This window comes from Mobiluncus curtisii ATCC 43063 (assembly GCF_000196535.1).
In the GTDB taxonomy this organism is placed as follows: Bacteria; Actinomycetota; Actinomycetes; order Actinomycetales; family Actinomycetaceae; genus Mobiluncus; species Mobiluncus curtisii.
Window position 1 is genome coordinate 753121 of sequence record NC_014246.1, and the last position, 14199, is coordinate 767319.

The following is a 14199-nucleotide window of genomic DNA, read 5'->3' on the forward strand; positions in this document are numbered from 1 at the left end:
TCCGCAGGATGATGAATACTGCATATATATACGTAATGCTCGTTGTAATTGTGCACGGGAGGGCATCGCATCCTAGTAGATTAATGTAGCTTTCCCGCAGTTTGTCAACCTCATGTACAGCAATTACACAGTTTGCATGGACAAACCTTAATGTTACCTTGGAAAATGCTATGCGTATAGATATGATGTGAGGTAATTTGCGTTTTCGAAGTCAGAATCGGTGCCCATGGAAGATTTAACTCAGGAACAACTCGAAGCTATCAACCCCGATACTCCGCTCGCTCGTTTGCAGACTATCGCCCAAGAATCTCCCGAGTTATGCCCCTTGCTAGCTTTGAATCCCTCGACCTATCCCGACCTGTTGGATTGGCTGGCAGAACTGCAGGATACGCAAGTCGACGATGCTTTAGCGAAACGTGCTGAGCTTGAGCAACGAGGTGAACTGGAAAACTACGCGGCAGCGTGTATTTCCTCAATTGCAGAGGCATCAGAATCACCAGTCTCGCCCGAAACTCCGGATTCTCAGCCCGCCGCACTGCCACCCTCTGAGGAACCGCAGCCCCTCCAAACCCCAGATTTCCCCGCTTCTGAAGAACCTGAGCTTTCTCCAGGCGAACTCGAGTTACATCGAAATGAATCGTCTGCAGCCGCTGCGGCAGCAGCTGAAATGGCTGCCATGAACCGAGTTAATCAGGCGAACCAGGCTGTCACAGCGAACTTTATCCCGGATTTGTCATCTCCCGCGGCTGCGAAGTATTCCACAACCACAAAACTCTGTAATCGGCTCTCGAACTCTGATAAAACTACCAGCGGTCGGTTCAACCATTTTTGGCTATTTATGATCCTCGGATTATTAATCTGGCTGGTCGTCATCGTGCTGGTGGTCTGGGGATTCACCAACAATGCTCACAAGCCCATCTCGATGAGTAGTGCGCAAGCGGCTGAACCCACTCCTAGCGTGACAGCCACTCCCCAAGAGTTGACACAGAACGGCTTGCCGGAAGGGTACACCGGTCCGACCAAGACTATTGAAGTCCCCGGCGCCAAGCCTGGCGAAACCATCCGGCGGGTGGTGCCAGATGACAGCGCCCATGCCAGTGCTAGTGCCTCCCCCACGCCTTCGCCCACTCCCACCAATCCGCTGGCTGCCCCAGCTAATGCCAAGAAACTCAACAGTTTTACCACCGCTGACGGCAATGTTCGCTGTATTTTTGGCGGGTCGCAAGTGCAGTGTTTCGCCAACTCTACAGACCCTTACTACTGTTCGACGCAAGCCCCGAATACGGGATACAGCGACGTGCTTTACGCCTCCCATAGCCGTGGACACGAGTTTTCGTGTATCGAACCTATAGATACCGCTACGGAAGGAACTTTAGGCGCCAATGAGTCTGTGACCAACGGCACTTTTGCCTGCCAAGCCAGCAAGACCGGTAACCGGGTGGTGTGCTGGAACACTTCCGCGGGCGACGGTATCGTGGTGGGCAGCGATATGGCAGCACGCTTCGGAAAGGGCAAATACGTCCCTTCACAGTGGGATAAGTAAGTCCTTACGGAGATTTCGGGCATGATTTAGCGCTATGTCATAAGTCTGCGCTGCCCGCGCCAATACGAGGGAAATGTGCGGGTGCGAAACCGAGGTTATTGCGCGACTCCTTGCCCAGCTGCAACCTGTGCCATATCCAGATTCCGGACTTGGTGAAGCAGTTCATCCAACTGAGTGCCTTGGAGCAGACCCGCCTCCCGAAACACCAGAATAGACTGACGGAAAATCATCAGAGTCGGAATGGAAACAATGCCCGCTGCGCTGACCAGCGGTTTTTGTTCCTCAGTGTTGACGGTACCGAAGTAAACGTCCTGGTTACGCAGAGAAGCCTGTTCAAAAACTGGGGTAAAAAGGCGACACGGACTGCACCACGGAGCCCAGAATTCGAGCACCACAATGTCATTCTCACTCATAGCCTGAGCCATGTTTTCTTGAGTGACAATATTTACTGCCATGAGTCAGTGCTCCTTTCCGCAACGAGTCTAACACAGAGAGGGATGGCTCCAGGCCGATTAAACCAAGTAAATTAGGTTGTTTAGAGGTCGGCAGCGACCAGTTCCGCCAGCTGCACCGCATTGAGAGCGGCGCCCTTGCGAAGGTTATCTCCACAAACCACCATAATCAGACCGCGATTATCAGGCACCGCCTGGTCTTGACGGATGCGACCAACCAGCGACGGGTCGATACCAGCCGCGTCCAGCGGGGTCGGCACATCTTGTAGCATTACACCAGGAGCGCCGTCTAAAGCCTGCTTAGCCTGTGCAACCGTAATCGGCTGCGCGAATTCAGCATGGATAGTGAGGGTATGGGAGGTCAAAACGGGGACACGCACGCAGGTGCCCGAGACTCGCAGGTCCGGTATCCCCAGGATGCGGCGCGACTCGTTGCGCAGCTTTTGCTCCTCATCGGTCTCGAGACTACCGTCATCAGCGTACTTGCCAGCCATAGGCACCACGTTGAACCCGATGGGAGCCACGTAGGTTTCTGGAGTGGGCCAGGCTATCGCCCTGCCGTTGAGGACGAGTTTATCCAGGTTGGAAACATCCCCTACGGCTTCGACCATGTGTTCCAGTTCACGTACGCCTTTCAGCCCCGATCCCGACACTGCCTGATAGCTAGAAATTGTCAACCGGGTTAACCCTGCTATGTCGTGTAGCACTTTCAGCGGAGGCATAGCTGCCATCGTGGTGCAGTTCGGGTTAGCGATGATACCTTTCGGGCGATTTTTCAAGTCTTGAGGGTTGACCTCACTGACGACTAGGGGGCATTCGAGGTCTTTGCGCCAGGCGCTAGAATTGTCAACTACGACAGCTCCAGCCTGCACAAATTTCGGGGCGAATTCTCGCGAAGCAGCGGCACCAGCGCTAAAGATAGCGAGGTCCACCCCGGAGAAATCCGCAGTCGCGGTGTCCTCCACCACTACCCGCTGTCCTTCGAAGTCAACCACGGTACCTGCCGAACGGGCTGAGGAAAAGAAACGGAAACGGGTGGCAGGAAACTTCCTCTCGCTGAGCAAGGTCCGCATGACCCGACCGACCTGACCGGTCGCACCGACTACGGCTACACAAAGATCATTCTTACTCATCGTCCCGTACCTCCATAGACTACGGCTTCAACTTGTTCCGCATCCAGACCGAACGCAGTGTGAACCGCGCGCACGGCTTCGTCCAGCTGGTCTTCACTAACCAAGACGCTCAAGCGGATTTCCGAAGTGGAAATCATGTCAATGTTGATTCCCGCTTTGGAAAGAGTTCCAAAAAGTTTTGCAGAAACACCCGGATTGGTTCGCATTCCGGCGCCCACGAGCGACAACTTTCCCACGTTGCCGGTGTGGACGACCTTTAAGAAACCTCCTTCCTCTTTAGCGCCCTCTAACGCCTTTACTGTGTCCGCAGCATCGGCATGGGGCAATGTGATTGTTAAGTCAGTAGCGCCTGGCTGCACCGTCGACACGTTTTGCACAATCATGTCGATGTTGGCGCCAGCTTGCGCAATAATCTCAAAAATGTGAGCGGCTCGACCCGGTTCGTCGGGCACTCCCACCAAAGTGATCTTGTCCTCGCTGCGATCGTGAGCGAGGCCGGAAATGAGCGGTTCTTCCACTGGGGTCTCCTTCATGAGCTGGGCTTCTGGATCAAATGTCAAAGCACTGTCAGGCACCAAGCCTTTTAGCTCGGGATGAGCCGGTCCATCGGAGATCCAGGTGCCTGATTTGTCCGAAAAGGACGAACGCACATGGAGAGGCACGTGATAACGTCGCGCAAATTCAACAGCCCGAAGATGCAGGATTTTAGCGCCGTGGGCAGCCATTTCCAGGGTTTCTTCAAAAGTCGTTGCTGCAATTTGCTTCGCCTTGGGGACGAGACGCGGATCCGCCGTGAACATACCATCCACATCGGTATAGATTTCACACACGTCAGCATGAAGGGACGCGGCTAACGCCACTGCTGTCGTGTCTGAACCGCCACGACCCAGAGTGGTCACGTCTTTACGTTCGTTTACACCTTGGAAGCCTGCCACAATCGCAATGTAGCCATCTTGAATAGAGCGAGCTACCCGTTCCGGCACCATCGAGACGATATGAGCCTTGCCATAGTGATTGTCGGTTTGCACGCCGGCTTGCTGACCTGTATAGGAGATGGCAGTTTCACCGAGTTCATTCACCGCCATCGCTAAGAGAGACATGGAAATTCGTTCCCCGGCGGACAGCAGCATATCCATCTCCCGCTGGGGAGCTTTATCAGTGATGGATGCAGCCAAATCCAGCAGGTCATCGGTGGTGTCTCCCATTGCGGAAACTACTACCACAACCTTGTGACCTGCCCGTTTGGTGGCAACAATACGCTTGGCAACACGCCGCATGGCCTCCGCATCCGATACGGAGGAGCCACCGTACTTCTGCACAACCAGGGCCATGAACACCTCTCTTAAGCCGACGCGCGGCAGTTGAGGGCCGCGGCACCTTTACTGCTAACTGTTAGATTATAGCGATTTGCTTGAAACTGGTGAAATCGCTGACCAGCCACAAATCAGAGTCCTTCCCACGAACGGTTTAGGAAATCAATCTGGCAAAGAAGTTTCGCCAACAGTTCGGGATGCGCTGAGCACTTTACAAACGGCGCCGACCTTCCAGGGCGCGTCCCAGCGTCACTTCATCGGCATATTCCAGGTCGCCACCCACCGGTAACCCAGAAGCCAGGCGCGAAGCCGGGATTCCGATGGTAGCGAGCATTCGTGCCAGGTAAGCCGCGGTCGCTTCGCCTTCCGTATTTGGGTCAGTGGCGATGATGACTTCCTTAATAGCAGAGTCCTGCAGACGCGTCATCAAGCCGGCGATTCGCAGTTGATCAGGTCCGATTCCATTGATGGGATCCAGGGCACCACCCAAAACGTGATACAGACCGCGATACATCCGGGTACGCTCCAAGGAAACAATGTCAGTAGCTTGTTCGACCACACAGATGAGGGACTGATCCCGACGTGAATCCTGGCAAATCGCGCATACCGGATGTTCCGTAATATTGCCGCAAACCTCGCAAAAGTGAACCTTTTCCTTAACGCTGGTCAGCGCCTCGGTCAGTCTCTTGATGTCGGCTTCATCGGCACTGAGGACCCAAAATGCGATGCGTTGGGCAGATTTTGGTCCCACACCCGGCATTTTCCCCAACGCATCAATGAGGTCTTGCAGAGCCTCTGTGAAAATTTGGTTCATTACCAACCTGCCTTTGCAGACGAGGAACCCGGCGCCAGCTTCGGATTGATGATGGTACCGCCCAACATGGCTTGCGCAGTCTGGATACCTGGTTTCATTTCCTTGGAATCCTGCGGGTCATCCTGTTGACGCGGTTCACTAGATTCGGGTGAGTCCGGGGCGGACGGCGCAGCTACAGGTGTGGGTTCCTCTGCGGGAACAACCGGGGCAGGCGGTTCCGACAGAACCGGGGCAAGAGTCTCTGGCGCAGCAGGAGCCGGCTCCTCTAGTACGGCAGAGGCGGGCGGTTCCGGTGGAGCTGTGGGCGCAGTCGTGGGTTCAGCAGGTCGAGACTGCGGCTGGGCAGGAGGTTCGTGCCAGTCCGGCGACATTTCTGGCTCGAAATCTGCCGGGTCAGGTGGCAGGGGGAAATCATCTGATGGGGCGGGCGGTTCCGGTGGAGCTGCATGCGGCTCTGATGGAGCTACCGGCGCAGCAGCGGGCGCCCCGAAACCAGCCACGACACCGCGCACTTCTACATGAAGTCCAGTAAATCCCTGAATGACCGCAGCTAGGGCAGAAGTGTGGCGTTCCCCAAACGCCCGTACCAATCCAGGGTTCGGGAAAGCGATTTCTACTGTCGACCCGCGCATTCCCTGCAACTGACCGTGAGTTTCCAACAGGTTCCCGGTCGCGGCGTGATTTTGTTTCAAACGAGCCATGATTTTGCCCCAGTTGGAGCGGATTTTTTCATAGTCTCCGTCTCTGCCTGTGCCGGGCTGGGCGGGTCGCTCACTCTGGGCAAGGGCAGCGGCATGAACAGGTGCGGAAGTCTGGGCAGGGACGGCGGGGACACCAGCGGGGGCAGAAGCCGGGGTGGGCGGTTTTGTCTGGGTATCACGCGGGACAGGCTTTTGGACCGACTCAACGCTCGGAGTTGAGCTTTCCGTCCGATTCGCCTTTTCACCGGGAATGTCCCACGGGGTCGGCTTAAACTCCCACTTTTCCTCACGGGGTGACTTAGTTTGCGCTGCTTGCGAAACCGGTCCCGCCTCGTGCTGTGTTGTGGAAGCTGGCGCTGGTTGGGGCACAGAACGGTCTGGACGCGCGACAGAACCAGCCGAGCCCGCAACGTCGCTAGTGGGAATCCCCTGTGGGGGGGTCGGAGCGTGCACGGGCGCCGCCGAGGGAAGAACCGGCTCGCTGTCCGGAACGCTCGACTCGGTACCCTTCCCTGCCACCGGCGCGGTCGATGCCGTGCCCCCGGCAGTGGTAGACGCTGAACCATCTGAGGTCGCCAACAGTAGTTTTGCCACCAACAGTTCCAAAGCTAGACGCGGTGAAGCAGCCCCCACCATCTCAGTAAGCCCGTTATCCACAAGTTCGGCGCAGCGCGTCAGAGCACGTGGGGTAAGCGCCGCGACCTGGGGACGCATCGCCGCTAGCTCGGACTCGGGCAAATCCCCCAACACTGCCCCGGCACCCGCCCCTGCCAACTTCATCACCACCAGGTCGCGCAGATATTGCAGCAGGTCCTCCACGAAACGCCTGGGTTCGTGCCCAGTCTGAATCATTCGGTCCACCACTGTGTAGGCATCAACCCCGGAACCGGACACCAAAGCGTCCACCATTCCACCCAACAGCCCGGAATCGGTGTAGCCCAGCAGGGACACCGCCCGGTCATAGTGCAGCTTCGGTTCCGCTTCCCCAGCAATGAGCTGATCAAGGATGGACAAAGAATCTCGTACGGATCCGCCGCCGGCTCGCACCACCAGCCCCAGCACTCCGTCTTCGGCAGTGACCCCCTCGGAACGGCACAAACCCGCCATATAGTCCCGCAATACCTCCGGAGCAACCAGCCGGAATGGATAGTGATGGGTGCGAGACCGGATTGTGGAAATGACTTTTTCGGGATTCGTGGTGGCAAAAATGAATTTAATGTGATCCGGTGGCTCCTCTACCAGCTTTAACAGAGCGTTGAAGCCTTCCTTGGACACATTGTGTGCCTCATCAATGATGAAAATCTTAAACCGGTCACGTGCCGGGGCATAAGCCGCCCGATCGCGCAGTTCCCGCGTGTCATCCACCCCGCCGTGTGAAGCGGCGTCAATCTCGATGACATCGAGGGAACCCGACCCGCCCGTCGCCAAATCCCGACAGGAATCGCAAGTCCCGCACGGGGTAGCGGTCGGACCCTGGGCGCAGTTTAAGCAGCGGGCTAAAATCCGGGCGCTGGTCGTTTTGCCGCAGCCCCGCGGTCCGGAGAACAAGTAAGCATGGTTGACCCGCCCATTCGCTAAAGCTGCCTGTAGCGCCTTAGTTACGTGTTCTTGACCGATTACGTCTTCAAAAGTGTCGGGACGGTAGCGGCGGTACAGGGCAGTCATCATGTCTCTACTCTACCCGAGCCCCGGTGGTGAAAAATTTTGAGTTCCTCAGGAATTAAAAGTTCCCCGCGCACCCGACAGGGAGCCCTTATCCTTGCTGTCTTCCGACCCTGGGGAGGTTCAGACTATGTCGTCACGCGGGGAACGAAACTATTCTACTTGCCCGCAGCCAGAATTAGGAATTCTCCTGCCACAATCATTCCGGGGCGAGGACGTCCGGGAATATCACTTTCCGCCACGCACACGCTCACGGGGAAACCTGTCGTAACTTCTAAAACCCAGAAATTTTGTCCCGTCAGGGTGTTGGAATGCATCTCGGCGGCGGTAATTTTTCCCGACAGTACCGCTCCAGCGTGCGCACCCTGCTGTTGGAGGACAGACACCGCTCCCGTCGAGATAAAGGTCGGCAGGGTGTCCTCCGGGGCTCGTTGCGGACCGTCCAACGCGGCGCCAAAAATTTTTGCGGTCTGGCTCACCGCGTAACTTGACACATTTTCATACAGTTCGACTCGCTGTGCCAGGGCGGAAATCCCCAGTTTGCCAGCACCGGCGCGTCCGGGCTCATGCCCCAACCCGTCCCGCATCGCCACGCAAGCCTTGCCCACGGAACGCTCCACCCCATCTTGTGCGTCAACTATGTCAACTAAAGCGAAACGGTCTGCCATCTCGACCCATCGTGCGTCAACCGCGCCGCTAGCATTGAAATCCTGGTGAATATCCGCGATTTTTTCCGCAACCACGTCAAACACGGCAACCGCACCAGAACGGTCTACGTACTGGAAAGTCCCGTTTTCCATATCTCCGGCTACCGGGGTGCACTGGTCAGCCGCCTGAGCCAGAATTTCATCGGCTCGCTGTTCAGTGGTCATTTCAAAGCCCACCGCCCGCCAGGTCGGTCCGATGGTAAAGACTGTCGTGCCGTCCTCACCGTTAGACCTGCCCAAGGGGTTTTCGCCCGCCACACTCATGGTTCGCTCCTCATCAGCCACTCACGATTCCCCGGTTTATCCTCGGGATTCTCTAAATTTCAAGTCTAAACCACAAGCGGGCGCAAAGTCTGTAACTACACCCCAGATTTACGAGCTATAGTAAGCCTTTTGCACGGGGCGCAGGGCGCTGACTTCGATTCCAGCAGACGTTTATCGTCAACTCCGGACTCAACCGGCATAACCGTTCGGATTTTGTGACTGCCAGTTCCACGAATCCCGGCACATGTCGTCCAGGCTCAAGCGGGCTTCCCAGCCCAGCAGTTCCCGCGCCAAACTCGCGTCGGCGTAAACCGTGTCAATGTCTCCCGGGCGGCGTCCGTCAATAACGTAAGGGATTCGTTTACCGCAGGCTCGCTCCATCGCGTGCAGCAATTCCAACACAGAATAACCCTGGGAAGTCCCCAGATTAATCGCTTTCGCCCCCCGATGTTTCAGCCCGTAATCGATGGCAGCCACATGCCCGCGACCCAGGTCCATGACGTGAATGTAGTCGCGCACCCCGGTTCCGTCCGGAGTGTTGTAGTCGTCACCGAACACGTGCAGTTTTTCGAGCTTACCGACAGCGACCTGGGTGATATAGGGCATGACATTGTTCGGTATGCCTTTGGGATCCTCGCCAATCCGCCCGGAGGGATGTGCCCCAATGGGGTTAAAGTAGCGCAGCAGCACGGCAGAAAACTCGGGGTCGGCGGAACACACGTCGCGCAGTATGATTTCGTTCATCAGCTTGGACCAGCCGTAAGGGTTGGTGGCAGTGCCGGTCGGCATGGTTTCTTTCAGTGGGGACACCCCGTCGGCTCCGTACACAGTTGCGGAGGAGGAAAAAATCATCAGGTGACAGTCGTGGTCCCGCATGGCGCGCACCAGAGAGAGGGTCGCGTTGAGGTTATTGTCGTAGTATTCCACCGGCTTGGCTACCGATTCCCCCACGGCCTTAAGCCCCGCAAAATTAATCACAGCGTCAATCTGGTGAACCTCAAAAACCCGCTGTAGAGCGTCAAGGTCACGCACGTCTTGCTGATAGAACGGGATGGTCTCGCCCACGATTTCCGAGACGCGCGTCATAGCTTCCGCGCTGGAGTTATACAGATTGTCTACACAGACGGCGCGGTATCCCGCCTCATAGAGGCAAATCAGCGTGTGCGTGCCGATGTATCCGGCTCCACCTGCCACCAAAATTGTCTTGTCAGTCATTTCTGTTTCCTTCCCTCACAAGTTGTCATGGTTTACGCACCGGGACTACGACGCTAGTTCACGGTGTTTGGGTTCAGGTTAAAAGTCTCGACTGCCCAGGGGAATCCCCACTGGAACAACGCTGCCACCACTGCCAGCAGCAGAATCGCCATCTCGATACAGCGCAGCCACTTCGGACCGGGCATCACGGCAAACAACCATTTGTACATCCTGGTTTCCTCTCTGTACTACCCGACCAAGCCAGCACCGGGCGCGGAGCTGGCATCACCGGATGGGGCAATCGCGTTCGGGTCGCTCGCCGGAGCCTCAGTCCCATCTTGTGAACCCTCCGGGGCAACGCCCTGACCTGCCTGTTTCATGGCATCCAAACCTTTGAGGGCTAATGGTCGCCCTTGCGTGCGTGGTACCCAGTAGGAAAACTTGGAATACACGATGAACCGCTGCGTATTGCCGTATTCCGGGTGGCAGGTGGTCAGGGTCATGAGCCGTTCATGAGGGACGGTTTCTTTCGATTTATGCGGTACAGGGTAAATCACATCTCCCTGAGACGGCAGGACTATCTCAGTTGACGTGACCTGATAAACCAGCCAGGCTTGGGAAGTCTCGACCACCAGCGGGTCGCCCGTCTGCAGCTCGTGGACACGACGGAATGAATTACCATACGAGCGCCGGTGGGCAGCCAGAGCGAAGTTACCTAGCTCACCCGGACCTTGCGTTTCGGTGTAATGCCCGGCATAGCCCGTATCCAACACCGCTTCGTTCGTGCCTTGCATGATGGGGATGACCATCGAGTCCCAGCGGGGCACGTGCAGGGTAGCAAAAGTCTGACCCACTGCCGGCATGGTTACGTCGGGGGGCGGGTCGGTGCGCTGTTCTTCTGTCGTGGCGGTGGCATCGTGAGCGGTAGAGTTTTGGAAAGATTCCACCGCCACCGCGGTCGCACCTTGCACCTGCCAAGTCGTTACATACAGTTGCCACACGACGAACAGCCCCAGGACCACGCCCACCGTCAGCATGGTTTGCCCAATCCCGCTCATGACCAGGACCGATACGGGGGTGCGCCGGCGTTTTGTCGGGGCTATCGCCTCGTCCTCAATCGGGGCGGTCGGTCTTTCAGAAGGGCGAGTCAGAAGCTGCGGGGAAGTTAGGGGCTGTGCCGGGGGCTCACCAGGGGTGAGTGAGGACGTCGCCGGTCGTGTCGGACCAGCAGGAGGTCGGGAAGGGGCTGAAGCAAGAGACGGGGGGGTTGCCCCACCAGCAACCGCTGGGGTTGTCGCCCCAGAAACGGGCAGGTTCACCGCACCAGGCACCGCGGGCTTTGCCATACCGGGAACCGGTGGATTCATGGCAGTGTGCCCCGCTGCACCGGGAGGTACCGGACGAGTGGGGTGAGACGATGCGGGACGAGCCGTCCCGGAAGTCTCGGCGTGAGATTGGCTACCAACAGGTGAAACCCCACTTGTGGGCACTTGTGAAACAACCTGGGGCGGTACCACAGACGGGGACGCCACCGGGGGCTGCGCTGCCCAAGGACCTGGCACAGGGGTCGACGCTACGGGACCTTGTGGCGGTTTTGGCTGCGTCCCCCGAGACTGCCGCGATGCCGCAGGGGTCGACCGGGGTGCGACCGGCGATTCCTGCTGCGCGCGACGCTGCCGGCGCGACGGGAACTGCTGTGGTACGGGACGCTGTTCACTCATTCCAACCCCCTTGACACGCGGTTAAACTAACTTCAAAATTTTACCAATTTCCAAAGGATTTAGCTTACAGTTATCATTAACCTGTTAAGCATTCTTTTGTCACAAGGAGTTGTTGTGCCCGAATCCAAAAAGCGCAAGCGCGCCTCGAAAGTGGTTAAGTCTGACAGCGAGTTGCGTCCCTCGTGGACTGAGGATATGAAACGCTCCCCCCGATGGTACGCCCCAACTGCCATGATTATCATGGGTCTGGGTCTGCTATGGATTGTGCTGCACTACATCCTGGCGCAAACCGCGGGGATCAACCTGTTAGGACTGGGCAACTGGAACATCGCGGTGGGATTCGGCGTGATTATGGTCGGTTTCATCATGCTGATGTGGTGGAAGTGAGACAAAAATTAACCGGTCGGGTGTTTCCCCGACCGGTTTTCAAAAACCAAGGTTTTACTTATCGGTAACGACCACCAGGTCGTCATCGTCAATGTCTTCCCAGGATTCCTCCGCCCAAGGGTCCTCGACCGGACGGGTGCGACTGTACAAAATAAACCCGACCACCGCGGCGGCTCCGGTCAACAGAATGGTCGCCAACCAGGGATGACGAATCGGGCACTTCTTTTTAGGGTTCATAGCTGACTTAACTCCTTCACTCGCTTTGGAAACTTTTTCGGCAATAGTGCCGTCGCCGGCAACCGCCCTCGACACTGCCTCGTTTACGGCTTGCGCTCGCGGCAGGAGGTCCGTCTTCACCTTAGTACCGAAGTCCCCGACGGCTCCACGAGCCTTGCCAGCAACCTCAGCAGCATTCAGTGCCATGTCTCCCCCGGCTCGCTTCATGCATTCCATATCGATGCATTTCGACAAGTTATCCAGCATTGGATCCTTCTTTCACTCACACCGAGCCGAATGGACACGGTTGGTTCTATTTTGCCCCTTATTTTGAATTTTTGCAGGAAATAAGCCGGTTCTTTTTCCGGTTCACCTCAGTTTGTGGTGGCACTGATAGTGCCAGGTTTGCCTCAAATTGCTTTGCGCGCGCGCCGTACGCATGAAAAGATGGAACCATGCAAGCAACGATTCACACTTCTGCAGGCGATATCAGCCTGGAACTTTATCCCGAATCCGCACCGGTCACGGTTAAGAACTTCACCGACCTGGCTACCGGTGCGCGTCAATGGACCCACCCGATTACCGGGGAAACTTCCACTGAGCCGCTTTATAACGGCACAGTGTTTCACCGGGTCATCTCTGGTTTCATGATTCAGGGCGGAGATCCCATCGGAACCGGCACCGGCGGTCCCGGCTACGTTTTTGACGACGAAATCGACCCGGCTTTGGGCTTCACCGAACCTTACCTGTTGGCGATGGCGAACGCCGGCACCCGCGGCGGTCAGGGCACCAACGGTTCCCAATTCTTCATTACGGTCGCGCCGACCACTTGGCTGAACGGCAAGCACACGATTTTTGGTCGCGTCCTGGATGATGCGTCTCGTGCAGTCGTGGATCAGATTGCCGCCACCCAAACGGATCGCGCGGATCGTCCCGTGGACGACATCATGATTGAGTCCATCGACATTACGGAGTAAAGCCTCTCAGTCCCTCACCCGTCGGTGGTTTTACAGGTACTGTTAAGTCATGAAACACACCGCAAGAGCCCCTAAGCCCTACGTGACTTGGGGGCTTTGTATTGCCTTAATCATCGTCTGGGTCGCCGAACTGTTTATACCCGGAGTCATCCAGCATTTCGCGTTTATGCCACTCCTGGGTTTGTTTGAACCGTGGCGATTCATCACCGCTGCGTTCCTGCACTCCGTACCCACTCCATTCCACCTGGCGTTTAACACCTGGGCTTTGCTGGTAGTCGGTAGGGCACTAGAGCCCGTGATAGGTCACATGAAACTGGCGCTTGCCTTTGCTATCAGTGCCTTCGGGGCGCTCATGGCACAGTGCTTGACTGTATTTATCGACCCCCACGCCTGGATTACCCCGACGGTGGGCGCATCTGGGGCGGTGTTTGGCTTCTTTGGTATGGTCCTGGCCATTCAAAAGGTGCTACGCCTGCCTTGGACGGAAATGGGGACTTTAATCGGGCTTAACTTTGTCATCGGTTTCTTGGTTCCTAACGTGGCGTGGGTGGCGCATCTAGGGGGTTTACTGGTGGGTCTGGTGCTGGGAGCCTACACGGGCTGGGTACTGCGTCACGCGACCTATGTAACGATTCCGGTCGAGGGCGGGGATGTCTACGGTTTTATTGCCAATGCGCCAGAGTTTTCGAAACGTCCTGATTCCGGTGTCTCGGACACCTCAGATGCTCTCCACGCTCCAGATACGCCAGGTACGGCAAATGAGCCTGAAAACACCGATGCTACCGAGGTATCGAATCACTCAGATGCCGAGGTACCAGACGGGTCGGATACTCCCGCTGCCGCTCCCACACCCATCCTGCGCCGAGTCACCAGCACGCGCACACGGTTACGTGACTTCGCGGTTTATGGCGGAGTTTTTGTGGTGCTGGTAGCCAGCAACTGGACTTTCTACCACTTCAACTACGAGGCTATCTACAGTTTCTTAAAATAATCCCCCGGAAACCAATTTATACGGTGGAAATAGCGCCGTAGCTGCCATTATTGGCAGCTACGGCGCTATTTCCACCCTTTATCTACAACTCCAGCAGGTATAGCGCTGATTCAAGCCGCACCCA

14 protein-coding genes and 1 other RNA gene are annotated in these 14199 nt (G+C 56.7%); 4 read left to right on the plus strand and 11 right to left on the minus strand.

All coding sequences use genetic code 11. The annotated features are described in order from the left end of the window. Nucleotides 1-226 precede the first annotated feature (226 nt). The gene (locus HMPREF0573_RS03220) at nt 227-1543 is read left to right on the plus strand and encodes a variant leucine-rich repeat-containing protein (RefSeq protein WP_013188877.1); all 1317 of its coding nucleotides are present in this window, start codon (nt 227-229) and stop codon (nt 1541-1543) included. A 95-nt stretch (nt 1544-1638) separates the two neighbouring features. Here HMPREF0573_RS03220 and HMPREF0573_RS03225 read toward each other — a convergent pair whose 3' ends face one another. From HMPREF0573_RS03225 to HMPREF0573_RS03265, 10 genes are all read right to left on the minus strand, one after another. Beyond that, nucleotides 1639-1998 (minus strand): thioredoxin domain-containing protein, encoded by a 360-nt coding sequence (locus tag HMPREF0573_RS03225; RefSeq protein WP_004011432.1) that lies wholly within the window; start codon nt 1996-1998, stop codon nt 1639-1641. Nucleotides 1999-2078: 80 nt separating this feature from the next. Further along, complete coding sequence (locus tag HMPREF0573_RS03230; protein ID WP_004008640.1) at nt 2079-3128, minus strand: aspartate-semialdehyde dehydrogenase; 1050 nt, start codon at nt 3126-3128, stop codon at nt 2079-2081. Next, entirely contained in the window at nt 3125-4459 is a 1335-nt protein-coding gene (locus HMPREF0573_RS03235; protein WP_004007846.1) for an aspartate kinase, read from the minus strand. The genes HMPREF0573_RS03230 and HMPREF0573_RS03235 overlap by 4 nt, the downstream gene beginning before the upstream one ends. Nucleotides 4460-4652: 193 nt before the next feature. Further along, complete coding sequence (gene recR, locus HMPREF0573_RS03240) at nt 4653-5255, minus strand: recombination mediator RecR (protein WP_004007845.1); 603 nt, start codon at nt 5253-5255, stop codon at nt 4653-4655. Continuing rightward, entirely contained in the window at nt 5255-7624 is a 2370-nt protein-coding gene (locus tag HMPREF0573_RS03245) for a DNA polymerase III subunit gamma and tau (RefSeq protein ID WP_013188878.1), read from the minus strand. The genes recR and HMPREF0573_RS03245 overlap by 1 nt, the downstream gene beginning before the upstream one ends. Nucleotides 7625-7676: 52 nt before the next feature. After that, an RNA gene (ffs, locus tag HMPREF0573_RS09465) (signal recognition particle sRNA small type) lies at nt 7677-7770 on the minus strand. A 6-nt stretch (nt 7771-7776) separates the two neighbouring features. Further along, nucleotides 7777-8589, minus strand: a complete 813-nt coding sequence (locus HMPREF0573_RS03250) for a hypothetical protein (RefSeq protein WP_013188879.1) — start codon at nt 8587-8589, stop codon at nt 7777-7779. A 189-nt stretch (nt 8590-8778) separates the two neighbouring features. Next, nucleotides 8779-9804 carry a UDP-glucose 4-epimerase GalE gene (gene galE, locus HMPREF0573_RS03255; RefSeq protein ID WP_004007841.1) on the minus strand — a complete coding sequence of 342 codons (1026 nt, stop codon included), beginning with the start codon at nt 9802-9804 and terminating at the stop codon, nt 8779-8781. 53 nt (nt 9805-9857) lie between these two features. Next, nucleotides 9858-10013: a hypothetical protein gene (locus tag HMPREF0573_RS09770; protein WP_004007840.1), complete on the minus strand. Its 156-nt coding sequence runs from the start codon at nt 10011-10013 to the stop codon at nt 9858-9860. An 18-nt stretch (nt 10014-10031) separates the two neighbouring features. Further along, nucleotides 10032-11504, minus strand: coding sequence for a class E sortase (locus HMPREF0573_RS03265; RefSeq protein WP_236589741.1), 1473 nt, complete (start codon nt 11502-11504; stop codon nt 10032-10034). Between the two features lie 114 nt (nt 11505-11618). Here HMPREF0573_RS03265 and HMPREF0573_RS03275 point away from each other — a divergent pair, with 114 nt between their 5' ends. Then, nucleotides 11619-11891 (plus strand): cell division protein CrgA, encoded by a 273-nt coding sequence (locus tag HMPREF0573_RS03275; protein WP_004007838.1) that lies wholly within the window; start codon nt 11619-11621, stop codon nt 11889-11891. Nucleotides 11892-11945: 54 nt separating this feature from the next. Here the strand turns inward: HMPREF0573_RS03275 and HMPREF0573_RS03280 are convergent, their stop codons facing one another. Next, nucleotides 11946-12374, minus strand: coding sequence for a hypothetical protein (locus HMPREF0573_RS03280; RefSeq protein WP_004007837.1), 429 nt, complete (start codon nt 12372-12374; stop codon nt 11946-11948). Between the two features lie 188 nt (nt 12375-12562). Between HMPREF0573_RS03280 and HMPREF0573_RS03285 the strand changes: the two genes are divergently transcribed. Together HMPREF0573_RS03285 and HMPREF0573_RS03290 are read left to right on the plus strand one after the other, a co-directional pair. Next, nucleotides 12563-13084: a peptidylprolyl isomerase gene (locus HMPREF0573_RS03285; RefSeq protein WP_004007835.1), complete on the plus strand. Its 522-nt coding sequence runs from the start codon at nt 12563-12565 to the stop codon at nt 13082-13084. Nucleotides 13085-13133: 49 nt separating this feature from the next. After that, nucleotides 13134-14075: a rhomboid family intramembrane serine protease gene (locus HMPREF0573_RS03290; protein WP_004007834.1), complete on the plus strand. Its 942-nt coding sequence runs from the start codon at nt 13134-13136 to the stop codon at nt 14073-14075. Nucleotides 14076-14199 lie beyond the last annotated feature (124 nt).